24 protein-coding genes and 1 pseudogene are annotated in these 25,914 nt (G+C 60.8%); 9 read left to right on the top strand and 16 right to left on the bottom strand.

Annotation, left to right across the window (positions count from 1 at the left end):
• Window positions 1-14: 14 nt before the first annotated feature.
• The 3 genes from HW556_RS04115 to HW556_RS04105 form a co-directional block, all read right to left on the bottom strand.
• Window positions 15-1,283 (bottom strand): sugar MFS transporter, encoded by a 1,269-nt coding sequence (locus tag HW556_RS04115; RefSeq protein ID WP_176898238.1) that lies wholly within the window; start codon window positions 1,281-1,283, stop codon window positions 15-17.
• A 99-nt stretch (window positions 1,284-1,382) separates the two neighbouring features.
• Window positions 1,383-2,801 carry a DEAD/DEAH box helicase gene (locus HW556_RS04110; protein WP_176898236.1) on the bottom strand — a complete coding sequence of 473 codons (1,419 nt, stop codon included), beginning with the start codon at window positions 2,799-2,801 and terminating at the stop codon, window positions 1,383-1,385.
• A 189-nt stretch (window positions 2,802-2,990) separates the two neighbouring features.
• Window positions 2,991-3,941, bottom strand: a complete 951-nt coding sequence (locus HW556_RS04105) for a YihY/virulence factor BrkB family protein (RefSeq protein ID WP_176898234.1) — start codon at window positions 3,939-3,941, stop codon at window positions 2,991-2,993.
• A 234-nt stretch (window positions 3,942-4,175) separates the two neighbouring features.
• Here HW556_RS04105 and HW556_RS04100 point away from each other — a divergent pair, with 234 nt between their 5' ends.
• Window positions 4,176-4,697 (top strand): DUF2062 domain-containing protein, encoded by a 522-nt coding sequence (locus tag HW556_RS04100; RefSeq protein WP_176898232.1) that lies wholly within the window; start codon window positions 4,176-4,178, stop codon window positions 4,695-4,697.
• Window positions 4,698-4,961: 264 nt separating this feature from the next.
• Here the strand turns inward: HW556_RS04100 and HW556_RS04095 are convergent, their stop codons facing one another.
• The 6 genes from HW556_RS04095 to HW556_RS04070 form a co-directional block, all read right to left on the bottom strand.
• Window positions 4,962-5,963, bottom strand: a complete 1,002-nt coding sequence (locus tag HW556_RS04095) for an enhanced serine sensitivity protein SseB (protein ID WP_176898230.1) — start codon at window positions 5,961-5,963, stop codon at window positions 4,962-4,964.
• Window positions 5,964-6,198: 235 nt separating this feature from the next.
• Complete coding sequence (locus HW556_RS04090; RefSeq protein ID WP_246289513.1) at window positions 6,199-6,627, bottom strand: c-type cytochrome; 429 nt, start codon at window positions 6,625-6,627, stop codon at window positions 6,199-6,201.
• A gap of 2 nt (window positions 6,628-6,629) precedes the next feature.
• Window positions 6,630-7,316 (bottom strand): SCO family protein, encoded by a 687-nt coding sequence (locus tag HW556_RS04085; RefSeq protein ID WP_176898228.1) that lies wholly within the window; start codon window positions 7,314-7,316, stop codon window positions 6,630-6,632.
• Between the two features lie 12 nt (window positions 7,317-7,328).
• Complete coding sequence (locus HW556_RS04080; protein WP_176898226.1) at window positions 7,329-7,766, bottom strand: hypothetical protein; 438 nt, start codon at window positions 7,764-7,766, stop codon at window positions 7,329-7,331.
• Between the two features lie 57 nt (window positions 7,767-7,823).
• Window positions 7,824-8,309 carry a DUF4112 domain-containing protein gene (locus HW556_RS04075; protein ID WP_176898224.1) on the bottom strand — a complete coding sequence of 162 codons (486 nt, stop codon included), beginning with the start codon at window positions 8,307-8,309 and terminating at the stop codon, window positions 7,824-7,826.
• A 35-nt stretch (window positions 8,310-8,344) separates the two neighbouring features.
• Window positions 8,345-9,799: a diadenylate cyclase gene (locus HW556_RS04070; RefSeq protein WP_176898222.1), complete on the bottom strand. Its 1,455-nt coding sequence runs from the start codon at window positions 9,797-9,799 to the stop codon at window positions 8,345-8,347.
• 217 nt (window positions 9,800-10,016) lie between these two features.
• Here HW556_RS04070 and HW556_RS04065 point away from each other — a divergent pair, with 217 nt between their 5' ends.
• Entirely contained in the window at window positions 10,017-10,274 is a 258-nt protein-coding gene (locus HW556_RS04065) for a hypothetical protein (RefSeq protein WP_176898220.1), read from the top strand.
• Between the two features lie 4 nt (window positions 10,275-10,278).
• Here HW556_RS04065 and HW556_RS04060 read toward each other — a convergent pair whose 3' ends face one another.
• The gene (locus tag HW556_RS04060) at window positions 10,279-11,514 is read right to left on the bottom strand and encodes a BaiN/RdsA family NAD(P)/FAD-dependent oxidoreductase (RefSeq protein ID WP_176898218.1); all 1,236 of its coding nucleotides are present in this window, start codon (window positions 11,512-11,514) and stop codon (window positions 10,279-10,281) included.
• 166 nt (window positions 11,515-11,680) lie between these two features.
• Between HW556_RS04060 and HW556_RS04055 the strand changes: the two genes are divergently transcribed.
• The gene (locus HW556_RS04055) at window positions 11,681-12,868 is read left to right on the top strand and encodes a cation:proton antiporter domain-containing protein (RefSeq protein WP_176898216.1); all 1,188 of its coding nucleotides are present in this window, start codon (window positions 11,681-11,683) and stop codon (window positions 12,866-12,868) included.
• Between the two features lie 126 nt (window positions 12,869-12,994).
• Here HW556_RS04055 and HW556_RS04050 read toward each other — a convergent pair whose 3' ends face one another.
• From HW556_RS04050 to aroQ, 4 genes are all read right to left on the bottom strand, one after another.
• A complete protein-coding gene (locus HW556_RS04050; protein WP_176898214.1) occupies window positions 12,995-13,555 on the bottom strand; it encodes a MarC family protein in 561 nt (186 codons plus the stop codon).
• A 66-nt stretch (window positions 13,556-13,621) separates the two neighbouring features.
• Complete coding sequence (locus HW556_RS04045; protein WP_176898212.1) at window positions 13,622-13,972, bottom strand: hypothetical protein; 351 nt, start codon at window positions 13,970-13,972, stop codon at window positions 13,622-13,624.
• Between the two features lie 53 nt (window positions 13,973-14,025).
• Window positions 14,026-15,093 (bottom strand): aminotransferase class V-fold PLP-dependent enzyme, encoded by a 1,068-nt coding sequence (locus HW556_RS04040; RefSeq protein WP_176898210.1) that lies wholly within the window; start codon window positions 15,091-15,093, stop codon window positions 14,026-14,028.
• Between the two features lie 92 nt (window positions 15,094-15,185).
• On the bottom strand, window positions 15,186-15,632 hold the full coding sequence (aroQ, locus tag HW556_RS04035; protein ID WP_116939895.1) for a type II 3-dehydroquinate dehydratase: 447 nt from the start codon (window positions 15,630-15,632) through the stop codon (window positions 15,186-15,188).
• 151 nt (window positions 15,633-15,783) lie between these two features.
• Between aroQ and xerD the strand changes: the two genes are divergently transcribed.
• Window positions 15,784-16,725, top strand: a complete 942-nt coding sequence (gene xerD / locus HW556_RS04030; protein ID WP_176898208.1) for a site-specific tyrosine recombinase XerD — start codon at window positions 15,784-15,786, stop codon at window positions 16,723-16,725.
• A 25-nt stretch (window positions 16,726-16,750) separates the two neighbouring features.
• On the opposite strand, the gene HW556_RS04025 is transcribed toward xerD, so the two are convergent.
• Window positions 16,751-17,176 carry a hypothetical protein gene (locus tag HW556_RS04025; protein WP_176898206.1) on the bottom strand — a complete coding sequence of 142 codons (426 nt, stop codon included), beginning with the start codon at window positions 17,174-17,176 and terminating at the stop codon, window positions 16,751-16,753.
• A gap of 112 nt (window positions 17,177-17,288) precedes the next feature.
• On the opposite strand from HW556_RS04025, the gene HW556_RS04020 reads away from it, so the two are divergent.
• From HW556_RS04020 to HW556_RS04010, 3 genes are all read left to right on the top strand, one after another.
• The gene (locus tag HW556_RS04020) at window positions 17,289-19,022 is read left to right on the top strand and encodes a DUF6044 family protein (protein ID WP_176898203.1); all 1,734 of its coding nucleotides are present in this window, start codon (window positions 17,289-17,291) and stop codon (window positions 19,020-19,022) included.
• Window positions 19,023-19,228: 206 nt separating this feature from the next.
• A complete protein-coding gene (locus HW556_RS04015; RefSeq protein ID WP_176898201.1) occupies window positions 19,229-22,201 on the top strand; it encodes an FtsK/SpoIIIE family DNA translocase in 2,973 nt (990 codons plus the stop codon).
• A gap of 140 nt (window positions 22,202-22,341) precedes the next feature.
• Window positions 22,342-22,986, top strand: coding sequence for a LolA family protein (locus tag HW556_RS04010; protein WP_176898199.1), 645 nt, complete (start codon window positions 22,342-22,344; stop codon window positions 22,984-22,986).
• 64 nt (window positions 22,987-23,050) lie between these two features.
• Here the strand turns inward: HW556_RS04010 and HW556_RS04005 are convergent, their stop codons facing one another.
• Complete coding sequence (locus HW556_RS04005; protein ID WP_176898197.1) at window positions 23,051-23,983, bottom strand: tetratricopeptide repeat protein; 933 nt, start codon at window positions 23,981-23,983, stop codon at window positions 23,051-23,053.
• Between HW556_RS04005 and HW556_RS04000 the strand changes: the two genes are divergently transcribed.
• Both HW556_RS04000 and HW556_RS03995 read left to right on the top strand, forming a co-directional pair.
• Window positions 23,948-25,243 carry a DUF2851 family protein gene (locus tag HW556_RS04000; RefSeq protein WP_176898195.1) on the top strand — a complete coding sequence of 432 codons (1,296 nt, stop codon included), beginning with the start codon at window positions 23,948-23,950 and terminating at the stop codon, window positions 25,241-25,243. The two genes, HW556_RS04005 and HW556_RS04000, sit on opposite strands and share 36 nt — an antisense overlap.
• A gap of 69 nt (window positions 25,244-25,312) precedes the next feature.
• Window positions 25,313-25,914 (top strand): annotated as a pseudogene (locus tag HW556_RS03995) (hypothetical protein); the annotation flags it as partial.

Raw genomic sequence — 25,914 nt, 5'->3', positions numbered from 1 at the left:
GCATCAGGCGAAAATTATGCCACCGCCGGACGGTGGCCCTTGAGGCCATACCACGTAATGTAGGCGTAGCACAGCACTGGCAGAATAAAGGCCCAGCGCAGCCCGCTGCTGTCGGCTACCATACCAAATAGCAGCGGGATGATGGCGCCGCCCACAATACCCACATTGAGTAGGCCCGAAGCTTCCTCGGTATTGCGGCCCAGGTCGCGCACGGCCAGCGTGAAGATGGTGGCAAACATAATAGAGTTCATCAGGCCCACGGCCAACAGGCTCCACATGGCTAGCGCGCCGGTGGTGCTCACCGACAGCAGCACCAGCAGCACCGCGCCCAGCGCGTTAAAGGCCAGCAGGCGGCCCGGGTTGAACTTGTTGAGTAGATAAGCCCCCATGAAGCGACCCACCATCGCCCCGCCCCAGTACCAGGCCACCTTATCGCCGGCCATTTTGGGCGAGAGGCTCATCACGTCGGGTAGGTGTAGATAGTTGACAATGTGCGAGCCGATGGCTACCTCACCGCCTACGTAAGCAAAAATAGCCACCACACCGAATACAAGGTGGCGGTAGTGGTAAGCCCGACGGCTCAAATCCTCGTTTTCTGCCTGCGCATGCGTAATTTTAGGCAGCTTGAGCATGGCCAGCAGCAGGCTGATGAGCACGAGTACGCCGCCAATAGCCAAGTAAGGCGTCTGCACGGCTTTCACATCGATGGCTGCGGCTGAGGCAGCAGTATCGAGGTCAGGCAGGTTGTTGAGGATGAGGGCCGAACCCAGTAGTGGGGCCACTGTAGTGCCCAGCGAGTTGAAGGCCTGCGTGAGTGTAAGCCGCGCCGGTGCCGACTGCGCCGGCCCCAGAATGGCCACATACGGGTTGCCCGCAACCTGCAGCAACACCACGCCAGTGGCCAGCACGAATAGCGCCCCCAGAAACAACCCGTAGCTGCGGCTGTCGGCGGCCGGGTAGAACAGGAACGACCCAAGTGCGGCAATCAGAAAGCCGGTGAGCATACCCCCTTTATAGCCCACGCGCTGCACCAGTCGCCCAGCCGGAATGCCCATCACGAAATAGGCCCCAAAAAAGCACAGATTAATCAGGTTGGCCTGCGTGTAAGTAAGGCTGAAGATGGCCTTCAGATAGGGAATCAGAATGTCGTTCAGACAGGTGATAAAGCCCATCATAAAAAAAAGCACCGTGAGCGATGCCAGGGCGGGCGTATAATTCGGGGCTTCGGCCCCGGCAGGGGCGGCGGCGGCAGTCTGAGAAGTGACGGATATGGGAGCAGCCATAGCGGAAAGGAGAGGTACAGAAAAACCAGAAGCCGCGTCTAAGGTCAGACGCGGCTTCCAAATTAGCCTATTTTTAGCGTAGTAGCCGTGTTCTGCTTGCTAAGCCACAATCGACACGCGCACCTTGCGGCCCTTTACCTTAGTACCAGCCAGGCGTTCGGCTACCAGCTGGGCCTGTTCGCGGGGTACGGCCACGTAGCTGTAGTAGTCGAACACCTCAATGTGGCCCACCTGCTCGCGAGCTACACCGCCCACATTCACGAAGGCACCTACCAAGTCGTGGGCGCTTACTTTATCCTTTTTGCCGGCCGATACGTGTAGGGTTACGTTCTCGGGGCGCGGGGCTTTGGGGGCGGCGGGCGGCAGCTTGGGCGCGTGCAACGGCGTCCATTTGATGCCTTCGGCTATGGGCCACTTGCTCACGTGGGCGCGCTCTTTTTCGGTGGCCAACAGGTGGGCCGTACCAGCGGCACCGGCGCGGGCCGTGCGGCCGGCCCGGTGCTGGAATCCGTCGGCTTTATCGGGGGCGTCGTACTGCACCACCGTATCGAGCTGCGTTACGTCGATGCCGCGGGCGGCTACATCGGTGGCTACCAGCACTTGGCTGGAGCCGTTGCGCAGTTTCAGCAGGGCCTTGTCGCGCTCGGGCTGGGGCATTTTGCCGTGCAGCACCTCGGCCGCTATGCCGCGGCCCACCAGAAAGCGGGTCAGCTCCATGCACCGGTCGCGGGTGTTGCAGAAGATGAGGGCGCGGCCCGTTTCGGGCAGATTCAGCAAGTGCAGCAGCGCGGCCGGCTTCTGCTCGATAGCGCCGAAGTGGCCGAGCAGCGTCAGGTTTTCGGGCAGCTCGTCGGTGTCCTGGCCCGCGTTTACCACGCGCGGCCGGGTCAGGTTCTTCCGAATCAGGTCCAGCACTTTATCCGACATCGTGGCGGAGAACAGCAAGGTCTGGCGGCGGCGCGGCAGGCGCTTGATAATCTCCACCAGCTCCTCTTGAAAGCCCAGCTCCAGCAGCTTGTCGGCCTCGTCAAGAATCAGAGTTTTGAGCTGGTTAGGGATGATGGAGCGCCGCTCGAAGTGGTCGAGCAGACGGCCGGGCGTGGCCACCACAATGTGCGGGGCCTGAGTGAGCGAAGCCGTTTCTTCGCGGAAGGCGTGGCCGCCGTAGAAAGCCGCCACTCGCAGGTTGGGCATATACTTACCCAGCTTCTTGAGGGCGTCGCGCACCTGCAGAGCCAGCTCGCGGGCCGGCACCAGCACAATTACCTGCACCGCGTCCTGCTTCAGATCGAGCAATTGCAGTACCGAGAGGCCATAGGCGGCGGTTTTACCCGAGCCGGTAGGTGCTTGCCCGGCCACATCCTGACCGGCCAGGGCCATGGGTACTACCTGCTCCTGCACGGGCGTGGGCGTCTGGAACTGGAGCTCTTCCAGGGCTTTCAGCAGCTCGGGCGTCAGGCCTAAGTCGGCGAAAGTAGCGGCGGCGGCGGCGGGGGTATTCGGTTCGGTCGGAGTCATAATCTGGGATTCAATCAGCAAAGGTAAGGCTTTGCGAGAGGGCAGAGGCGAACTTATTAAGGTTGGTGTGAGAACGTCATTCGGAGCGCAGCCGAAGAATCTCTACCGCTCCACATGAATCGTTACAACGAAGCAGTTGCGGTTCTCCGGCTGCGCTCCGAATGACGTTCTTTCGCTAACCACTAACCACTAACCACTAACCGCCTCTTCCTCAACTACATCGACCAGTTTGTAGCGCACGGCCGATTTTTTGGGGCGGATATCCAGCCCTGCGTACTGGGCGTAGGCCTTGGTGAAACAGGCGCCGAAATAGAAAATCATGGCCGAATAGAACACGAACAGCAGCACTAGCACGATGCTGGAAGCCGGTCCGTAGATGGGGCCTAGGTTGCGTGGTACCAGCAGCAGCCCCAGCACGCTTTCGCCCAGGCTGATGAGGCTGCCCGTGAGCAGTGCCCCGCGCCAGACAGCCTTACGCGGTATTTTGGCCGAACTCAGGTTGCGGAACGTAACGCCGCACCAGCCCACCAGAATCAGCAGTGAAAACAGCCGGTTGGCTACCTCCAGCACGGCATTGCCGACCGTGGCATTGAAGTAATCGGCATAGCTGGCTACAAAGCCCAGAGCAGCATCCGACAAAAAGGCCAGCATCGAGAGTAGGCCCGTGGCCAGCAGCAGGCCCAGTGAGCGGGCCCGCTCCTTGAGTACAGTGCGTAGCTGGCCGGTGCGGCGGCGTACCCGCACCTGCCATATCTGGTTGAGCGAGTGTTGAATAACGCCGAACAGGGTAGTGGCAATGAACAGCAAAAACGTGAAGCCCAGCCATGTAACCAGCCGGCTGCGCTGCACATCGGTTACGTTGCGCAGAATCTGCTCGACCAACCCAGCCGCCGAGGCCCCCAGCATGTGCGAGAGTTTGGTGAGTAGCAACACCCGCACCTGCGAGGCTGAGTACAGATAGCCCAGCCCCTGAATGAGAATGATGACGATAGGCGGCAGAGCAAACGTGGCAAAGAAAGCCGTGGCCGCCCCCAGCCGCAGCGGGTCGTGGTTGCCGAACTCGCGGGCCGCGTGGCGCAGCAGCAGCCAGAATACAACGAACGGACGGCGGGCCACGGGCCGCAGGTGTACTTTTGTCATGGAAGGCACCGTCCGGGGCTAAAGGCAGTCTGGCCGACGAAGCGTGCTGCACGAAGATACAAGCTGCCTGGCCTATGCGTAGTGAATCTGGTGAGCCCGGGTAAGCTGTGCGTCTATTGTACCAGCCGCTTAGGCCAACGGTCCCAGTGCCAGCTTTCTAAGTAGCTTCATGAAAAGGGGCTGCTAAGCAAGCGTGCTGCGGTTAGTTTTATTTTGCTTTTGAAGTTGTTTATTGTGTCTGAATCCTTGCCTTCACCCGCCACCACCCAAACCCGTAGCTGGTGGCAGCGCCGGGTTACTGACCCCTTGTTCGGGCTGTTGCGCCAAGGCCTTACGCCGCACCAACTGGCTCTTACGGTAGTGTTGGGTTCGGCCTGCGGGGTTATTCCGGTACTGGGCCTAACGACACTTACGGCTACGTTTGCGGCGTTGCGGCTGCGCCTGAATGTGGCCGCCACCCTACTCATCGCCCACCTCTGGAGTCCGGTTCAGCTGCTGCTCGTCATTCCACTGCTGCGGCAGGGGGCCTTACTTTGGGGCGACCAAGCTCCCGCACTCACGCTCGACAAACTGCGCTACCTGCTGGCCAACGATTGGCTGGCGGCGCTGCATCTGCTCTGGCAGGCCATGTTGGGCGCATTGCTGCTCTGGGCCGGCGCTTTTATGGTACTGGGGCCGGTTGTGTATTTCGTGTTGCGCCCGCTGCTGGTGAAGGCTATACGTAACAAGAATTCAGTGCCGACGGGACTGGGGTAGAAGATCAGCGTTAGACGATGGCGCCTGACAAACTTAAAAATTCAGGATACGACGGTGGTTAGGAAGTCAAAAGAACGTCATGCTGAGCGCAGTCGAAGTATCTCTACCGCTTCGTTGAACTACCCTTGCAACGAAGCGGTAGAGATGATTCGGCTACGCTCAGCATGACGTTCTGCTGAATTTATAACCAGCTACAAAAGAAAAGAACGCCACTCCGTTCGGAATGACGTTCTTTTCTAATCTCTAATCTCTAATCTCTAATCTCTAAGCCCGGGCGTACACCGGCTCGGTGGTGAGCAGGTACTGAATCAGCGGCTCCTCGGAAGTGGGATCAATCAGCATCAGGTCCACGAACTGCGCTTCGGCAATGTTGCCCTTGATGATAGGTCCCAGGTCCTGCATGAAGGCCGGGTCGGTTTCTTCGGTATCGAAAGCTACGAGCAGCCGCGACTGCTCGGGAGCGTTCTGCATGCGCATTTCGGCCAGATACACGTTGCGGATAGCTGGCTGGGTGGCGCTGTACTCGCGCAGGCCGTCGAGCAGGGCCGTGGGCTCGGGCTCGGGCTGGTGCAGGGTTACCTGCACATCCTGCTGCGGCGCGCCCTCGAAGAGCTGGCCGGATACCAGGGCCTTGATTTCGTCGGCCGGCATCAGCTTGCCCACCGCCGAGAAGGGGTTAATGGCGCAATCAGCGTCCTGCACCATGGTGAAGAAGTCGTGGCCCCGCAGGCGCATGTAGGTAACGCTGCCCTCGGGTACGGCACCGTTATCGAAAATGCGCTCTACGGCCGTGAAAATAGCGATTTTGCCATCGTGCAGCGCCTGGAGCTGAATTTCCATCCCTTCGGTAGGCGTAATCTCGCCGGGCTCCTGATCTTCGCGGGCAGCCAGCACCACCGTCAGCTCCTCGCCTAGCAGTGCCTGGTAGAAGGGCGGCCGGAACTGCGGGTCGTAGGAAGCCTGCATCAGCAGCTGCTCCAGAATATTGGTGGGCTCGAAAGCGGGCTGTTCAGACATGCCGCCGTCGGGCTGGCCCGTCATCATGCCGGGCATGGCAATGGGCGGAGCCGGCGGAATGATGGGCATGGGAGCCGGGACTTCCGGGGCAGGCATCTGGTAGTTGGAGCCTTTGTAGCGGGGGCCGGCCGGCTCGGCCGGCGTAGCTGGGGCAGTTGGCGCGTCGCCGGATCCGGCAGCCGTAGCAGGAGTTGCAGGTGCCGAAGTGTTGTCTTCGGACTTCTTCTTCAGAAAGTCAAACAGGGCCATATTCAAGCAAAGAAATGAAGGTGCAAGCTAAGCAGGTTTGGGCGAAGATGCACGACCAAAACCCGCTGCCAGCCGAGCGGCTGACTAAAAAGAACGGCCTCCATTGGCTAGCAGTTCCCGCCCGGCAACCGGCTGCCAGTGTCTTGTTGCCGCCTGGCCGGTTATGTGTCGCCCAGGCAGCAGGAAGCTTGTGGCTCAAACGTTTTTAGGTGCGGGGCTATCTTTTTGCTGTCGTTTACTGCCCATCCGAACCGTTGCAACGCCCGAGTAGCTCGGCCGTTTCGCGGATGGTATAGGGCTGGTTGGTATTGCCCCAGTTGGTTTGCAGAAAGTTGAGCAGGTTGGTGATTTGAGAGTCGGTCAGGTCCTCATGCCCCGGCATTATCTGGTTGTAATGGATGCCGTTCACCACAATGTCGCCCTGCATGCCCTTGCGAATAATGCAGGGCAGTTCGGCGCGGTTGCTAGCAATGTAGTCGGCGGCGGCTACAGGCGGGATGAGGCGCTCCAGGCCCTGGCCCTGGTCGCCGTGGCAACTGCTGCAATGGGCGGTGTACAGCTGGGCGCCCTCGTTCTGGCGCTCGGTAAAGCAGCTGCCCAGCGAAAAGGTGAGCGTGAGCAGCAGGCCACCGGCACCCAGCAGCCGCAACGAATGGCCGCGCATCCTCATTTGGCCGCCACGGGCTGCGCCTGTGCCTCCTCCTTCAGCAACACCGGAATATCCTTGATCAGCTGATCGACCTGCTCGGCAACCATGCCATCGTACACGCCCCGCACCCGCCGCTGCGAATCGACGAGGGCAAACGTGCCGCTGTGGGCAAAGCCGCCGGGCACGGTGGCATCCACCTCCGCGCCCGTCATGTAGGCCTTGGCCAGGGCAAAAACCGAGTCGCGGCCGGTCGTGGCGAAGTGCCAGCGCGAGGCGTCGTTGATGCCCAGCCGCTCGGCGTAGTCGCGCAGCACCGGAATCGAGTCGTGGGCCGGGTCGATGGTGTGACTCAGAAACAGCACCTTGGGGTTTGCTTTGAACGCCTTGTATACGCGCAGCAGCTCGCTCTGCATTTTGGGACAGATGCTGGGGCAAGTGGCAAAGAAGAAGTCGGTGACGTACACCTTGCCCGCAAAGGTTTGGTTGGTAATCACCTGCCGGTCCTGGTTGGTGAGGCGGAAGGCGGGGATGGGGTCGGGCAGCGTGTCGGAGGGCGAAGTGGGCTCAGTAGATTTGAAACCCAGCACTGGCAGGCGCTCAGCGGCTTGTTCGGTGGAAGAAGAGGAGCAGCCGCCGAGCGAGAAGCTCAGGACCAGCCCGGCAGCGGCCAGCAGCTGGCCGGCACGACGAAGCGAAGTAGTCATCAAAAAAACAGCTTATTGAGTAACGGAAGACGAAGGGCCCGCGGCCGCGGGGGCGGCCCCCAGCAGCTGGCGGGCGGCCGCCTGACTGCTCTTAAACAAACGGCCCACCGAATCGATGCGTTCCTGCTGCCGGGCGTAATAAGCCAGTCGCCGGGCGTCGGCCACTGTATCGGCCGGGCGGTGGTAGCGGTGCATCCAGTCCATCATACCATTTTCGGCACCCACTATTGCCCGCCGGGCCTGGCCAATGGCTACGGTATCGGCGGCCGGCAGTTTGGCCAGCTGCTGGCGCAGCTCATAGAGCCGGCCCATCTGCACCATAAGCGAGTCATGATCAGCAAGTACAGTCTTCTCGGCCTCGGCCACCTGCTGGCCGGTTTCAGGTTGAGATGAAGAGGGTTGGCAGGCCGCCAGCAACAGCAGTAGCGGAACCAATTGAAGGATTTTCATGCTCCAAAGGTAGGCATGCCGGGCCTGAGCGACATCGACGGCGCAACAGGCACTACCTTACCACTGCACCGATTCGCCCCAGTTCCACAGCACCGAACCCAGCCACCAGGCGGCCCACACCAGCAGCCCCCCCAGCGCCAGCAGCACCAGAGTCAGCACCAGCAACAGGCCCTTGCCCGAACCCTGGTGCCGGCCCTCGGCGTAATGAGCGCGCAGCAGCGCCACGTTGCGGTTGTTGGCTTTATAAGCGAAGTCGAAGATGTTGCCCACTATCGGAATCGCGCCAATCAGCGCGTCGAGCACTACATTGAATACCATGCGCACCACCAAGTTGCCGCTGGCGCCATGGCGTATCATGGTCAGAATCAGCAGGCCCGAAACAGCCAGCGAAGGCAGCCCGCCTACTACCGGCAGCAGGCCCATAATCGGGTCGAGGCCGAAGCGCCAGTTGGTGCCGGGCACCCGAAACTGGCTGTCGAGCAGGCGCGAAACGCGCTCTACCCACTGCAGGCGGTCATCTCGGTCGAAGGTGGGAACAGACATAGCAGAGAATTGGGAAAGAGAGAAAGCAAGTGCTGCTACCGCCAAACGGGTGGTAGTAGGTCAATCCAGCCGTCTTCGCTTACCACAACGGCCAGCACCGGGTAGCGACTACTTTCTACGTAGCGCAAAACGGAATTATAGCGCGAGCCGCGGCTGGAGTCACCTTTCTCGGTGGCCAGTCCGTCGAGAATAGCCCCAATGGCGTGGCAGGTGCCGCTCGGCTCGATAAGCACGGCCCCGTCGATGTTGGTGACCAGGCGCAGCACCGAGGGCGTCATCAGGCGCGGCGTCACGCGGAAACACTGGGGCGAAAGCCGGACGGCTTCCTGGGCCGCACCCTCCGAAATCAGCAGAATAGTGCCATGTTCCTGCTTGGCGGCGCTCAGCGTCAGCTCCCACAGGTAGGCAATGCCGGCCGCATCAAGCGTCGAGAAAATGCGGCCCACGGCCGTGGTGAAGTTGTTTTCGTCGATGGTGCCCTGCGGCAGGCGGGGCGTGTTCGATACCACTTTCATCATTCGGTGCCCATCGTGGCTTAGTTCCCAGCTGTAGTGCTTGGTGAAATGCACCGTGAACAGGGGCTCGTACTGCGCATCGTCGGGCTCCACCAAGTAACCCAGCCCGAATACGTCGGTGGCATCGGTAATGAGGGCGTGGCGGTCCTCGCTTAGCTCCAGTAGCTTGCGAATGCGGCGGTGGTCGCGCAACGGTACCGGCGTGTCGAGCATAAGTACCGGCACCACGGCCGGGTGGTTGCGTTTCGAAATGAGCATGGTGCCCACGCCCTCATCGCCTTCGTGGCGCAGGGCGGCTACGCCGTTGCAGGCATCATAGAGCCCGTGGCTGCCGGCGGCAGCGCGCAACATAAAGCGGCGGCCGGCGGCGCGCAGCACCTCGTTGTAGTCGCGGTTGAGCACCAACCGGTCATCGTCGGCGTGGTCGGACTCACGCAGGGCCCGCGAGGCATCGCTCAGCAACTCCTCAACGGTGGCCGCCAGCAGCGACGCCGGCCGGTTGGGCACGGCCGCCCCCGGCAGGGCATAATAGCTGTGGTAGGCATCAGCCGAGAGCTGTAGTACAATCAGTACCTGGTAGCCCCCCGTGCTCACGGGCATCGAGCAGAAGCTCACCCGGTCTTCCTGGCGCCGGGCTACCAGCTCGTGCAGGGTGTGCTCGGTGGCGCGGCGTAGCAGCTCGTACCAGCGCTGCTTTTCGTAGCGGTCATGGTCGAGCTGCTGCAGATGGTACACCACTTCACGAGGGCCATCGGGCTCCAGGGCCACGGCGTGGGCCTTCACGGCCGCAAAATCGGGGCCGGCGTAGCGGTGGCTCTGCGGCTCGATAAGTACAGCCTGGGGCTCGTCGGTTTCGCGGGCCGAGGCAATTCCCAGCAAAAAAATCTCCGGCTTCAGCGCCCGGTCGAGCAGGTTAAATACGCCGTCGGCAAACAGCTGGGCGGATACGCGAAACAGACTTTGGTTTTCCCACATAGGGGCAGCGGGCAGAATGTGGAGAGCGGAAAGGGGCAGTTACGCAAAAAGCTCGCCGAAAGATGGATTTTGCCGGCCCGCGGCCGCAACCTTCACGCTCCGGGCGGGTTAGCAGCAGGTGTCCCCCCTTTGCCCGGCTACCGATAATATGCCCGGCTACCGATAATACCGTATCTTCCGTAACGATTTAGTTTTCCCACCGCTCAGCTCCGGCCCCATGTTTATCGATTTAGCTATTGCGGGCCTGTTTGCCATGTCGCTGGTTCCGCTGGTAACCGGCTATTGCGCCTATAGCTACGGCCGCTCGTTCTGGCTGTGGTTTGCATTGGGGCTGCTGCTGCCGATCGTGTCGTATTTCGTGCTCTTCGCCCTTATCCTGCGTCAGCAGCTCGACCACGGCCAGCGCTTGCTCAACGAAGCCAAAGCCGTGCTGGCCGAAGCTGAAGAAGTTGAGCGCGCGGAGCGGGAAAAGTAAGGGCCTAAGGACTATTCTCAAGCCAGTGCAGAATGCCGCGGGCGGCCCAAGCACCGGTACTGAAACAGCCCTGCAACAGGTAGCCGCCGGTAGGCGCTTCCCAATCGAGCATTTCGCCAGCCACGAAGGTGCCGGGCCGGACCCGCAGCATCAGGTGCTCATCGAGGGCTTCCCACGCCACGCCGCCAGCCGTGCTGATGGCCTCATCGAGCGGGCGTAGGCCAGTTACAGGTATCGGGAGGGCCGAAAGCAGGGCGGCGGCTTCGGTGGGTGCGGCTGGAAATGCGGCCGGGCTCAGCTCGCGCAACAGCGTTGGCACCGGCGAACCCAGGCGCAGCGCTTCACCCAGAAATGAAGCCACCGACTTGCCCGGCTTGCGCCGCGCCAGCTTATCCAGCAGTTGAGTCGAGCTCAGATCGGGTTTGAGATGCAGATGCAGCAGGGCCGGCGTTCCGGTGGCCAGGGCGGCCCGCAGCTGCGGCGTGAGGGCGTACACCGGCGTGCCTTCGAGGCCGTAGTCGGTAAGCATGATTTCTCCGTGTACCGTAGCCCCGCCGCAGCTTAGTGCTATGTTTTTGAGCGGTTGACGGCCCACCTTTGCCCGGAAAAACTCCGACCAAGCCACCCCGGCCCCGCAGTTGCCGGGCATGAAGGGCACTACCGACACGCCGGCGCGCTCCAGCTCGGGCAGCCAGGCTCCATCGGAGCCGGTTTTGGCCCAGCTGGCCCCGCCCAGGGCCAGCAGCGTGGCGGCGGGCTGCAAGGTGGTTCGCTCGCCGGTGGTTTCGTTGCGCAGGTAAAGCGCACCGTCGGGGCCAAAACCCAGCCAGCGGTGGCGCACGTGCAGTTCTACGCCCAAGGCCTGCAGCCGTGTCACCCAGGCGCGCAGCAGGTCGGCGGGTTTGTGGTGGGCTTCCGGAAACACCCGGCCGCTGGTGCCCACAAAGGTGCCGATGCCCAACTCGGTGGCCCAGGCGCGCAGGTCGGTGGGGGAGAAGTGGGCCAGGAAACCAGCGAAATCGGAAGTGCGGGCGGCGTAGCGGGCGGCAAAGGGGGTGGCGTCTTCGGCATTGCTTAGGTTGAAGCCCCCGTGGCCGGCTACCAGAAACTTGCGGCCCACCGTGGCCTGGGCTTCGTAGAGGCGCACCCGGCAGCCCGCTTCGGCCAGGCGCTGGGCGGCCAGCAGGCCCGCTGGCCCACCGCCTACCACGGCTACTTCTTTCCCCAAAGGCTGTTGCATAAGGCAAAGGTACATTGCGTGCCCACGCAGACCCAATTCGACCGGCAGGCCCATGCTACCGCCGTTGAAAGCGTATCTTCGCCGTTCCGGATTTTCTAAACCCCGGCCAACCGCCCCTTATTCCGGCTCGTATAGCCGGAATTACTTTTGGGCCAAGCCTCAATCTATGGGTTCTTATACCATTCTTATCGGCCTCAGTCTGGCCGTGATTCTGTCCTACCTCTTCGACCTGATTGCCCGTGCCACTAAGGTGCCATCGGTACTCATGCTACTGCTCTCGGGTATTGCTCTGCGCCAGGCCGCCGACTACTTCGAATTTACCTTCGTCGCGCCTAAAGTAATTCTGGAAATATTCGGAGTTATCGGGCTGATTATGATTGTGCTAGAGGGGGCGCTGGATCTCAAAATAACCCGCGAAAAATTTCCTCTAATCCGGCGTTCCTTTTTTGCGGCCGTGCTTATGCTGGTCGTGCAGTCGTTGGCCATTGCCCTTATTCTGCACTATTGGTTGGGGGTTAACTTCCAAAGCTGCCTGGTAAATGCCATTCCGCTGGCCGTTATCAGTTCAGCCATTGCTATTCCCAGTGTGGCGGGTCTTACGGGCGAAAAGCAGGAGTTCATCATCTACGAGAGCACCTTTTCCGATATTCTGGGCATTATGCTCTTCAACTTCGCCCTGCAGGCCAACTTCGGCCAGGGTATGTCGGTGGCTACGTTCGGGCTCGATGTAATAGCCGTTGCCTTTGTGGCCATTATAAGCACCGCCGCGCTCATCTTCCTGCTCGACCGTATCCGGCTGCACGTCAAGTTCTTCCTGATTCTGGCCTTCCTGATTTTGCTCTACAGCGTCGCTAAAAACCTGCATCTGTCGTCGCTGGTGCTGGTGCTGGTATTTGGGCTGGCCGTTAATAATGCCGAGCAGTTCATGGTGGGGCCCATCAAAACCTGGTTCAACCCGGCCCGCCTTACCGAGGAGCTGCATCAGCTGCGTAGCATCACGGCTGAATCGGCCTTCCTGATCCGGACGTTCTTCTTTCTGCTGTTTGGCTTCAGTATTACGGTCAGCAAGCTGATGAGCCCGCAGCTGCTGATTCAAGGCGTGCTTATCGTGGCGGCCCTCACGGCTATCCGCTACTTTTACCTGCGCTTCATTGCCAAAACCGACCTTATTCCGGAGCTGTTTATCGCCCCGAAAGGCCTTATTACGGTGCTGCTGTTCTATAGCATTCCCCAGCAACACCTCATCGGCGAAGTTTCCGAAAACATCCTCTTCATCGTTATCCTGCTGACAGGTGTGCTGATGATGGTAGGCCTGTTGATGAGCCGCGAGGAACCTGTCATCGGGGAATACTGACGAACGCAGAGGTGCGAGTTTAGACCTGATTACCAGGAAGTGAGAGGTGCGCCTTTCGTGCTGTCAGCCCTATTTGGCCGGGCAGCACGAAAGGCGCACCTCTCACTTCCTGGTAATCAGGTCTTACTAGAAATTCGTTTTAAACAGTTTGATGGCAATGGCCAGCAGAATGACGCCGAATACACGGCGCAGAATATCCTCGCCGGCCTTGCCAAGTTTACGCTCAATCCAGGGGGAACTTTTGATGACCAGGTACACGAAAACCAGGTTTACGAGCACGCCGGCCAGCACGTTGGGCAGCGCGTAGGCGGCCCGCAGCGAGAGGAGCGTGGTCATGGTGCCGGCGCCTACGATAAGCGGGAAAGCCAGCGGCACAATCGAGCCCGTGCCCGCTGCCGGGTCGTGCCGGAACAGCTCGATGCCCAGAATCATCTCCATGCCAATGAGGAAGATGATGATGGCACCGGCCAAGGCAAACGATTGAAAATCAACGCCAAAAAGCGACAGGATGCTCTGGCCCACGAACAGAAAGCTCACCATCAGAATGCCCGCCACGATAGTGGCCTTCTCGGCATTTACGCCGCCTTCACGCTGCCGAATCTGGATGATAATGGGCACCGAGCCCAGAATATCAATGATGGCGAACAGGGTGAGCGTGACGGAGGCTATTTCCTTGAGACTGAACATGAATTACAGATGGTTCAGATAGTGCAGATTCGTTCTGAGAACGGAGCATTTTCAGGGGCAACAAACCTAAAACTGCTCCTCATAAATAAGCATTCGGCCGGTTCGGGTTTGCAGGTAATATACGCCGCTGACACCGAGACGCGAGTAAGCGCTGAAGGAGCTGTCGGGGCTAAACCAGCGTGGGGAATCGGGTGGCAGAATACGGTTTGGCACTCCGTTGTTCGGCACGAGCCCATTTTGACGGATGTACTCCTGGCTCCATTCAGCAGTAGTAGTCAGGTCCAGGTAAGTAATGTATTCGCGGGTAAAATGAGCAGATTGCCAGTATTGACCGTGGTTAACAGTCACTTCTGCCGGTACTGGTGTCATCGCCCAATACTTGTAAGCTTCGTTCGAATCTGTCGTACTGGTTTCCATGCAGCTGCTTAGGAGCAGTCCGGAAAAGCAGAAAGTAAGCACGAGGTTTCTGCTCACGAGAACTCCTTGGCGAAGAACTGCACGAGCTGCTCGAAGGCGGCATCGGGGATGGCGGGGAAGTTGGCAATGCGCAGGCTGGTGGCTTTCAGGTCGCCGTAGCCGCTGCCGATGTACAGGTTCTGGGCCAGGGCGCGGCGCCTGACCTCCTCGATGAGGGCTGGGGCGGCTTGCAGGCCGATGACGGTGTAGGAGCGGGTCTCGGGGTTGGTAACCAGCGGCCGGAGCTGAGTGGCCTGGTCGAAGTAGTCGTAGAGCTTGGTGGCCCGCTCGACTACGTGCTGGTGAATGGTTTTAATGGGCGGGTTGTCGTGGATGGCGCGGCTCAGAAGGTAGATTCCCAGCACGTTGGGCGTGTGGGTGGTCTGGAAGTTGAGCATCTTCTCGTACTGGTCGGCCAGCGAGTTGTAGTGGCCGCGCTCCTTCAGCTGGCGCACCCGCTCGATGGCCCGCGGCGAAAGCACCATCACCGAAAGGCCCGCCGGCAGCCCGAAACACTTCTGCACCGACGCGTACCAGATGTCGCCCTTAATGTACTTGATCTGCACCCCGGCCATCGACGAAGTGGCATCGACGGCCAGCAAAGCTCTGGACGGCAGTCGGTTGTACAGGTTGAGGATAACGCCGTCGCGCAGCTGGGTGGTGGTGGAGGTTTCGTTCTGGGTAATGCACACCAGGTCGGTCTGCTCGTCTAGGCCCGGTAGCCGGTCGGTGTCGGGCACCTCATCAATCCCAAATTTCAGGCCGGCCGAGGCCGGACGAAGGGCTTTGGCAGTTTCGTACCACTTCTGGCCGAAAGCGCCATTATAAAGGTGGAAGCTTTTGGTGGGCGTGAGGCTTTGGGCCAGCACTTCCCAGCATTCGGTGGCCGAGCTGAGGAAAAAAATGGTGTAGTCCTGCGGGATGTGGAGCTTGGCTTTGAGCTCCTGCACCGTCTGGCGCATCAGCTGCACAAACTTCTCGCCCCGGTGCGGCGCCGAAAGCCAGCCTTCATCAAAGGCATCCTGTAGATACTGGCGCACCTGCGGATACACCTGCGAAGGCCCGGGATTGAATGTATACATAGCGGCGGATTGCTTGGTAAGGAAATACAAAGGTAGGAAAGGGAATGAGGGCCGGCAGGGTAAACGCCAGATATCCGCCCCCTCGCGCTGCCTTACACCCGAAACCCCATGCGCTTGGGCCGCTGGCCATCGAGGTAGTGCAGGGCCAGCCGGTAGCTTTCCAGCCCGAAGCCGCTGATGCTGCCGGCGCAGTGGCGGCCCAGCAGGCTACGCTGCCGGAACTCCTCGCGGGCGTGCAGGTTGCTTAGGTGCACCTCGATTACCGGCGAGCCGATGGCGGCCACCGCGTCGGCCAGCGCTACGCTGGTGTGGGTGAAGCCGCCGGCATTCAGCACGATGCCATGGTAGCTGAAGCCCACTTCGTGCAGCTTATCGATGAGGCCGCCTTCGTGGTTGCTCTGGAAGTACACCAGCTCGAACTGCGGAAAGGCCTCCACCAGTTCGGGCAGGTAGTCTTCGAAGGAGCGGGTGCCGTAGATGCCGGGCTCGCGCCGGCCCAGCAGGTTGAGGTTGGGGCCGTTGAGCAGCAGGATTTGCATAGTGTTGGGAGTATTATAAGGTTTAGGGACAAAGGAACGTCATTCTGAGCAGAGCGAAGAATCTCGCGTGCCAAGGCTGTGGCAGATGGGCGGGCAGTTTACTTGATGACTTAGGCTACTTGGGCCGGCGAGATTCTTCGCTTCGCTCTGAATGACGTTTCTTTACACTCATTCACCTATTCACTCACGCGTGTCGCCCTGGAATCTTGCCATTAAACAGTTCGAGGGCTACCTGCAGCTCGAAAAGTCGTTGTCGGCCAACTCGGTGGAGGCGTATGCGCGCGACGTGCACAAGCTGCGCCAGTACCTGGAGCTGGAGCGGCTACCGGCTTCGCCCCAGCAGGTCACCACCCGCCTGCTGCGCGACTTCCTCACCTGGCTGGGCGGCATGGGCCTGGAGGCCACCTCGCAGGCCCGTACCCTGTCGGGCATCAAGGCCTTTTACCGCTTCCTGATCATGGAGGATATGCTTTCCATCGACCCCACCGACACGCTGGAAGCGCCCAAAACCGGCCGCAAGCTGCCCGATACGCTCACCTACATTGAAATCGAACAACTGCTGGCCGCCATCGACCTGAGTACGCCCGAAGGCACCCGCAACCGGGCCATACTGGAGGTGCTTTACAGCTCAGGCCTGCGCGTAAGCGAACTGACCGGCCTGCGCCTGTCTAACCTCTACGCCGACCAGGGCTTTGTGCGGGTAACGGGCAAGGGCAACAAGGAGCGGCTGGTGCCCATCGGTCGCGACGCGCTCAAGCACTTGGGCTTCTACCTGCAGGGCATCCGGGCCCACCTCGATATCAAGCCCGGCCACGAAGACACCGTGTTTCTCAACAAGCGGGGCGCGGGCCTTTCCAGGGTGATGATTTTCCACATCATCAAGGCGGCCGCCGAAAAAGCGGGCATTGCCAAGAGCATCAGCCCGCACACCTTCCGCCACAGTTTTGCTACGCACCTAATTGAGGGCGGCGCCGATTTAAGGGCCGTGCAGGAAATGCTGGGCCACGAAAGCATTACCACCACCGAAATCTACACCCACCTCGACCGCGACTACCTGCGCCAGGTTATCACTCAGTTTCATCCGCGCAGCTAGCGTGCCAGCAGTAACCGGCCCGTATTCAGTGCGCTGGATGCTGCCGGCTCGAGGCCAGCCAATCGTTGGCTTCCGCCAGGATGTCAAAAAACTGGATTTCGAATTGGGTGAATAAGTGGTGGGTAGGCGTGCCCAGAAAGGTGGTAGCCAGGGTGCCGGCCCGCACTACATGGGCCACATATTGCACACCAGCCTGAGCAGCGGCCGGGGCCCAGCGCTGCGCCACCCACATCATCGAATCAAACCAGGGACCCTCTAAGTCCGTGTTGTCGTTGAGTAGGCAGCAGCACGGGTACTGGCGCAGAATGTCGAGCGCGGCCTGAGCTCCTTCGTAAGCCATTGGCCCCGTTACATAACCCTGCCAGGTGACAGTGAGCTGCTTCTGCTCCACCGAATAGCGTAACTGGCAATAGTCAAGACATTCAGGAGTAGATAGTAAATTCTCTATCATGTTAAAAGTATAAAAAAAGCAGAAATTGTTTTAACGTGTGGCTTGCCGGTCAGGATGCGTTTTGCCGTAAAAAGGCAGCTACTTTTACGGCCCCGTTCCTGCTGCTGCTTTCATGCCTGCTCTTTTTAGCGCCATTGCTTTGCCGTTTCGCCTTCGCCACGCCCTACTGGGGGCAGTAGCGGCACTACTGTTGCTGGCCCTGGCCTATATAGGCCCCGCCGGCCGTACCTACATCCTGCTCAACGACAACCTCGACACCGAGCTGGCTACCGGCTATGCGCTGGTAACCGAAGGCAAGGCCCTTGACTACCGGCCGGGCATCGTGGTGAACCGCCTGCTGAACGGACTTCCCCGCAATGCCTTGCGACCCGGTTTGCAACCCTTGGTAGGCCTGCAGGCCCTGCTGCCTACATTGCCTGCCTACCTGCTGCACGAGCTACTGGTACGTTTGGCGGGGCTGCTGAGTATGTACTGGCTTTTGCGCCGCCACCTGCTACCCGGCCCCCGCAACGCTGCGCTGTGTGCCGGGCTGGCCCTGGCCTGGGCGGTGCTGCCGGCCTACACTACCTACGGTGTATCGGTGCTGGGGCAACCGGCGGTGGCGGTGGCCCTGCTACAGTTGCGCCACGGCCCTGCCCGCTGGCCCTACTGGGTGGTGTTGGTGGCCTTCGGACTGTGGTCAAGCTTGGTTCTGGCGGGGGTATTTGTGCTGCTGGCGGGTGGAGTGCTGCTGTTGTGGGACACCTGGCGGGGCTGTTACCGGGCCGCCGGCCGCCTGCTGCTAGGGCTGGTTGTGCTGGCAGCCACGTATCTGGTGGTGGAGTATCCGCTGGTTTCGGGGCTGCTCGGCGGGCAGTTCGTATCGCACCGGCTGGAGTTCGATTATGAGCGACTGGCCCCGGTTGGGGTAGGAGTAGGGCTGCTGGCAGCTGCGCGCTATTTTCTGCTGGGTCACTACCACAGCGGGCTGCTGGTGTGGCTGGCCCCGCTGCTGGCCGCCGGGGCGGCTGCGTTTCTGGTTCCGGTCGGCCCGGCCCGCCACCAGCTGCGGCAATGGCTAGCCGGAGCAATGCTGGCCCTAGCCGGGGCCGCGCTGTTTTGCGGTTTCTACCCGCAGCTGACAGCGGTGGGCCAGCAGGCGCTGCCGCTGCTCCGGGCTTTCAATCTTTCGCGGCTTCACTTTCTGTTGCCGCTGGCGTGGTTTGCCCTGCTGGCTTTAAGCCTGCGCCAGCTGCCGGCCGGTCGGGGCCGCTGGGCGCTGGTGGCGTTGCAGCTGGCCATCGGGCTGGGGTTCAATACCGAATGGACGCTAAATGTGCGCCGTCTGCTGGGCCGGCTACCGGTTTCGGAGCCCACCTATGCCGCCTATGTAGCCCCCAATCTGTTTGAGCGGGTTCAACAAGCTATTACCGAGCGCACCGGCCAGCAGTCGGCAGCCTACAGGGTAGCATGCCTGGGCTTTCCACCGGCCGTGGCTACGCTCAACGGTTTTTTTACCCTCGATGCCTACCTCAACAACTACCCGCTGGCCTACAAGCACGCCTTCCGACCTCTAATAGCTGGTGAGCTGGCCAAAAGCCCGGAGTTGGCCACGTACTTCGATGCCTGGGGCAACCGCTGCTACCTGTTTTCGGCCGAGTTGGGTAAGAATTTCCGGGTGCCTGCCACGCCGGCCCGCACCGTGCAGCACTGGCAGTTCGATGCCGCGGCTTTCCGCCGGCTCGGCGGGCGCTACGTATTGTCGGCGGCCCGGCTGGCCCGGCCCGGAGCCAGCGGCCTGCGCCTGTTTGGCCAGTACGCCGCCCCAGACGCCTACTGGCACCTGTGGGTGTATGAGGTGCTATAGGGAACCCGAGAGCAGGCGCACCGGGCGTTTGCACGCGCGGGCCGTGCAGGCTAAGTGTTCGGGCTCAATGGCCTAGCGCCAGCCGGCGGGCCGCTGCGGCCCTACAGCGCCAAACGCCCGGGTTCATCATCTCACTATCTTGGCTTGGATTTTCTCGCCTTTTCACCTCTTTTATACCTAGATTTGGTATCTGGCGTACTTTTCTAATGGCTAAAAATACCTACAAGCAACCGGCTGAAACCCCCACCCGCCGCGGCAACGAGCCTCGTCCGGCGGAGCCGCGGCCGGCCCGCAATCAACCCCGCCCCGCTGCTGCTTCCGCCGACGTGCCTCCGCGCGAAAACCGGCGCAACGAGCCGAAGTCGGCGGCCGCGGCCAAGCCCAAAAAAGAGCGTAAGCCGCTTAAACTGCCGGTATTTCAACTGGGAGGTATCTTCGATTTCCTGCGCGACCGGCGCTTCCAGCTGTTTATGGGCTTTTTTCTGCTCTTCAGCTCCATCTACCTCACCATTGCCTTCGTCTCGTTCCTGTTCACCGGCCATGCCGACCAGAGCGTGACCGAAAGCGTGGGCCGCACCGCCCTACGCGATGCAGGCCAGGAAACCGGCAACTGGCTGGGCGTGGTGGGCGCGCTGCTGGCCGAATGGCTGATTCAGGACGGTTTTGGCGTGGCCGCGTTTGCCCTGATTCCGATAGTCTTTTTCCTAGGCTATAAAATTGTGTTTCGACGCGGGGCCGTGTCGTTCAGCTACGTGCTGGCCTTGTGCCTGTTCACTACGCTCTGGCTGAGTGTGCTGCTGGGCTACGTGGTGCTCTCGCTGCAAACCCCCGGCATCGACCCCGTACTGGCCCATAGCCTCGACTTTTTGTGCGGCGGCGTGGGTTACGAAACGGCTTTCTGGCTCGACAGCCTCATTGGCTGGGGCACGGTGCTGTTGCTGGCCTTCCTGCTGATTTCGTTCGTGGTGTTCTTCTTTAATGTCACTACCCTCAACCTGGGTAGCAGCCCCGCCGATGATGCGGCCGACGAAACCGAGCCCGCCGCCAACCGCCGCGTCACCAACGAGCCCGCTCCCTGGGCCGTGGACGCTCCTTCGGCTATTGATGCCGACGACAACCCCCTGGGCCTCACGATGCGCGATACGCGCGGTTCGCAGGCCGTGGCAGTTGAGGAGCAGGAGGAAGCCGACGACGAATTCGAAGACGACGAAGCGGACCCCATACCGCTCCGGACCGGCGCCGTGGCTTCGTCGGCGCTGGCGGCGGCCAACACAGTAGGAGGGGGGCTGGCGGCCGGTGCTTCGGCGCTGCCCCTGAGCGTGGCTCCGGTGGCTGCTGCTGCGGCAGCAGTAATAGCACCAAAGTCCAGCGGCCCCAGCTTCTCTATTGAAGTAGCCGAGCCCGAGCCCGACCGCGCACCGGTGGCCCCGGCTGCGCCCCTGGCCGCCAGCGTGCCCACGCCACTTTCGCTGGCCGATTTGGCTGATGATGATGCCCCGCTGCCGGCTTCTCTGCCGTTGCCAGTTGCCGCGCCGGCTAAGCCCGTAGGGCTCTCGTTCGAGGTAGAAGATGCCACCGGGAAGCCTGAGCTCGACCCTTCGGCCGGACCCGATATGGCCGTTATTGCCGAGGAAGACGAGGAGGCCGAGGCCATGCCGACCGGCGAGTACGACCCGACCCTCGACCTGCCCCGCTACCAGTACCCTACTCTGGAGTTGCTCAACGACTACGGCCAGGCCAAAGCCCAGGTAACCAAGGAGGAGCTGGAAGCCAATAAGGACCGCATTGTAGAAACGCTGGGCCACTATGGCATCAATATCGCCAGCATCAAGGCCACCATCGGCCCCACGGTCACGCTCTACGAAATCGTGCCCGACGCCGGGGTGCGCATCAGTAAAATCAAGAGCCTCGAAGACGATATCGCGCTGAGTTTGGCTGCGTTGGGTATCCGTATCATCGCGCCTATTCCGGGCAAGGGTACCATTGGTATCGAGGTGCCGAATGCCAAGAAGGAGATGGTGAGCATCCGCTCGGTGTTCAACACAGACAAGTTCATTTCTACGGAAATGGACCTGCCCATTGCCTTCGGCCGCACCATTACCAACGAGGTATTTGTAGTCGATCTGGCCAAGATGCCCCACCTGCTGATGGCCGGCGCCACGGGCCAGGGTAAGTCGGTGGGCCTGAACGTGATTCTGGCTTCGCTGATTTACAAGCGCCACCCCAGCCAGCTTAAGTTTGTGCTCGTCGACCCCAAAAAGGTGGAATTGAGCATCTTCAACAAGATTGAGCGCCACTTCCTGGCCAAGCTACCCGACACCGAGGAGCCCATCATCACCGACACCAAGAAGGTGGTTAACACGCTCAACTCGCTGTGTATGGAGATGGACAAGCGCTACGATTTGCTTAAGGATGCCGGTTGCCGCAACCTGAAGGAGTACAACCGCAAGTTCGTGGAGCGCCGCCTAAATCCCAAGAAGGGCCACCGCTATATGCCCTTCATTGTGCTGGTGATTGACGAGCTGGCCGACCTGATGATGACGGCCGGGAAGGAGGTGGAAACGCCCATTGCCCGCCTCGCTCAGTTGGCTCGCGCCATCGGCATCCACCTGATTGTGGCCACCCAGCGCCCCTCGGTAAACGTGATTACCGGCATCATCAAGGCCAACTTCCCCTGCCGGATTTCCTTCAAGGTGACGAGCAAAATCGACTCGCGCACCATCCTCGATGCCGGCGGCGCCGACCAGCTCATCGGCCAGGGCGACATGCTGATTTCGCAGGGCTCCGACATTATCCGGGTGCAGTGCGCGTTTATCGACACGCCCGAGGTGGACCGCCTGTGCGACTTCGTGGGCGGGCAGCAGGGCTACCCCGACGCCTACCACCTGCCCGAAGTGGTGGGCGAGGACGGCGGCGGCAATGGCAACAGCGACGATTTCGACCCCGCCGACCGCGACAATATGTTCGAGGAGGCGGCCCGCGTTATTGTTACGCACCAACAGGGCAGTACCTCGCTGCTGCAGCGCCGTCTCAAGCTCGGCTACAACCGCGCCGGCCGCCTGATTGACCAGTTGGAAAACGCTGGTATCGTGGGACCATTCGAAGGCAGCAAGGCCCGGGAGGTATTAATTCCGGATGAGTACAGTTTGGAACAGTTGTTGAATACGTTGCCCAAGTAAGTGGTTGTATGAAGTAGTTGGGCTGGATTTGTAGGCTAAGTGTGGTCGGGGTACCGAACTTTTCTTCGCCTTACATTGAACAAAGTCCCGCTTCGCACGTCTCACTACTCAATACTGTAAAAGACACCTTTCCCTCTGCAATGAAAAAGTACCTTGCTCTGCTCGCTTTATCCGTTTCGTTTACCTCCGTGGCTTCGGCTCAGCAGGACCCCAAAGCGGAGAAGATTCTGGATCAGATGAGCGCGAAATACAAGGCTATGAAGGCCTTTAAAGCCACTTTCACCCAAACCCTCGAAAACGATGCGGCCAAAGTGAAGGAGAACTTGAGCGGCGACATTACGGTGAGCGGCCAGAAGTTCCGGCTGAAGATGAGTGGCCAGGAGGTCATCAACAACGGCCAGACCATGTGGACCTACATGAAGTCGGAAAACGAGGTGAACGTGTCCGACTACGAGGCCGACGAGCAGGAAGTATCGCCCTCGCAGATTTATACGCTCTACAAGAAAGGCTACAAGTACAACTACGCCGGCGAAGCCAAGGAAGGCGGCGAGATGGTCGACATCATCGACTTGTCGCCTGAGGACCGCAACAATCCAGTGTATAAAGTGCGCCTGAAAGTAGGCCGAACCGATAAAGCGGTGAAAAGCTGGCAGATGTACAAGAAGAACGGCAACCGCTACACCTACCGCATCAGCAAGTTCCTGCCCAACGCGCCGGTGGACGCCACCACCTTCAACTTCGATAAGACCAAGTACAAAGGTGTAAAGGTGATTGACCTACGCTAGTCGCTAAGCCTGTAAGTCTAACTGGCCCGCTCCTGCTATTTCTGCGGGGGCGGGCCGGTTTTTTTTAGAACGATTCGCCCGTGATCAAGGCGAGCTCGATAGCCGCTTTCTGATGGCCGAATTTTGCGGCCCACTGAAAATATTCTTTGGCCTCCCGGGAGCGACCGGGAATGTAGTGACCCAGCAAAGCCGCTTTTCCAAGCTGGTACAAAGCTCTGGCGCTTTCCTCTTGAGGGCCCTGCTCCACAGCTCGTTCATACCAACCTAAGGCCTGCTCCCAATCCGGGGGGGATAACAGTGTACAGTAATTGCCCAGAGCCACCGCCGCCATTGCTTCGCCTGCCGCGTGGGCCGCGGCCAGCCACTGCTTGGCTGCGGGCAGCCTTACGGGGCCTCCGATGCCGCGCAGGTAACATCGCCCTAATTCGTGCATAGCCGTAGCGTACCCGGCGATGGCTGCTTTTCTGTACCAATAGCGGGCTTTGGGATGGTCCTTTTCGGTGCCGGTGCCTTGCTCGTACATCGTGCCGAGCGCGTGCATGGCGTCGGCATATTGCAGGTTGGCCGCCGCCGCGAATAGCTGAAACGCCTGGCTGGCACTCTTGGGCACGCCTAGGCCGTTATCGTGGGCTATGGCCAGATTATAGAGTGCCAGCGGATGGTGGGCCGCCGCTGCTTTCTGCAGCCAGAAAATGGCTTTATCGTAATCTTCCGCCACGCCCCAACCATCCCCGTACATGAGGCCCAAAAAGGCCATAGCGCTGATGTTACCTAAATCTGCTGCCTGGTGGAGCAATACTGCGGCGCGCTTGATATATTTAGAGGAGTGGTTGCGGGTCCAGCGCGAACGGTAGAAAACCACCAGCGCCCGGCGGGTACTATCCGCCGCGATGCTGTAATCAAAAGGAAGAGGCAATTGAGAGATACGTAGAAGGCAAACTATAGAATTACCGTGCAAAATATGCAGGAAGATTTCCTCCACTACATCTGGCAGCATCAGTACTTCGATAAAATCGACCTGCAAACCGACGACGGCCAGCCGATAACCGTGTTGCGGCCCGGCCACCGCAACCCCGATGCCGGTCCCGATTTCTTGCAGGCTCGCCTCCTGCTGGGCAATGTGGAGTGGAGCGGGGCTGTGGAAATTCATTTGCGCGCCTCCGACTGGCACCGCCACCAGCACCAGACTGACCCCAAGTACGACCAGGTGGTGCTGCACGTAGTGCACGCGGCCGACGTGCCGGTGCAGCGCACCAACGGCTCCGAAATTCCAGTGCTGGCGCTGGCGGCGCGGCTGCCGGCCGGTGCCCTGGCCGCCTACGAGAAGCTGCGCAGCCAACCGCCCGAAACGCTGTTGCCCTGCGCCCCACTGCTGCCCGAGGTGTCGGAGCTAACGCGCACGATGATGTTGGGCCGCACGCTGCTGGAGCGCATGGAGCAAAAGGCCGACCGCGTAACCGAGCTTCACGAGCGGCTGGGCCAGGACTGGGAGGCTACCGCCTGGCACGCGTTGGCCGCGGCGTTTGGCTTCCAGAAGAACAGCGAGCCGCTGGCCCGCTTGGCCAAAGCCCTGCCGCTGGCACTATTGCGCCGTTATCGAGCCGATGTCCGCCAGCTGGCCGCGCTGGTGTTCGGGCAGGCCGGATTTCTGGAAGAGGAAACATTGAAAGAGCCATTGGATGAGTTCAGCCGCGACCTGCAGACCGAGTTCGGGTTTCTGCGCCACAAGCACAACCTGCACGGTACGGCGTTGGCCACCCACGAGTGGAACTTCCTGCGGTTGCGGCCGGCCAACTTCCCCACCGTGCGGCTGGCCCAGCTAGTGGCTCTGTTGCACGCCCGCCCCACGCTCTTCGACGCCCTGCTCACGGCCCGCGATGGGCGGGCGCTGGAGCAGTTTTTCCGGGCCCCGCTGCCCGAGTACTGGCAGACCCACACTCGCCCCGGCCGCCCCGGCAAAGTGGCGGAAATGGGCCGTAGCAGCGTGCATCTGCTGATAACCAACACCGTCGTCCCGCTACGCGTGGCCTACGCCCGCTCCGTTGGCAACCCCGAGCAGGTGGAAGCGGCCCTGAGCCTGCTCGACCAGTTGCCCGCCGAACGTAACCACTTCACCGACGCCTACGAAGCGGCCGGATTCCGGAACACCTGCGCCGCCGACTCGCAGGCCCTGCTGGCCCTGCACCGCGACTATTGCGCCCCGCGCCGCTGCGTGCACTGCGGCATTGGGGCCAGTCTGCTCCGTCCGCGTAGCTAAGGCAGGCGTAGCGCGATACAGGTTTTCGCAGTACATCTTGTGGCTTGCAGCTTGTAGCTTGCGGCTCAAATGAAGATTATTCTAGCCCTCCTGCTCAATACCGGCCTGCTGTGGCTGCTGTGGCGGTGGCTGCCCCGGGTGCGGCAGCTGCCGCAGGTAGGCCGTTGGGTGCTGCCCACGCTGGCCCTGAAGCTGCTGGCCACGGCTATTACTCTAGTCGCGCTGACCGAGGACGCAGTATATTTCCTGGATTGGAGCCGGCGCATGACCGACCAGTTGTGGCAGACCCCCGGCCAGTGGCTGCAGATGCTGCCGACCGACGAATTCCACTGGCAGGGCGCAAAGCTGGTATTTCACGGTTTCTCCAACACGCTTTTTCTGGTCAAGCTGCTATCGGTGCTGAACCTGGCCAGCCTGGGCAGCGCCACGCTGAACGTGCTGTATCTATCGGTGTTCAGCTTTGTGGGCAGTTGGGAACTAGTGCGGCAGCTGCGGCGGCTGTGGCCCGAGGCGGTGCCGCTGGCGGCCGTGGGTGCTTTCCTGCTCTGGCCCACGGTAATGTACTGGACTTCGGGCCTGACCAAGGAAAGCCTGCTGGTGGGCAGCGGGGCGCTGGTGTTGGCCGCTGTGCTGCGGCTGGCCTACGGGCCGCCCACAGGCCGGGCCTGGGT

This window comes from Hymenobacter terrestris, from assembly GCF_013377905.1.
In the GTDB taxonomy this organism is placed as follows: Bacteria; Bacteroidota; Bacteroidia; order Cytophagales; family Hymenobacteraceae; genus Hymenobacter; species Hymenobacter terrestris.
The sequence above is the reverse complement of the archived record's forward strand: the minus strand, read 5'-3'. Positions and strand labels throughout refer to the sequence as shown.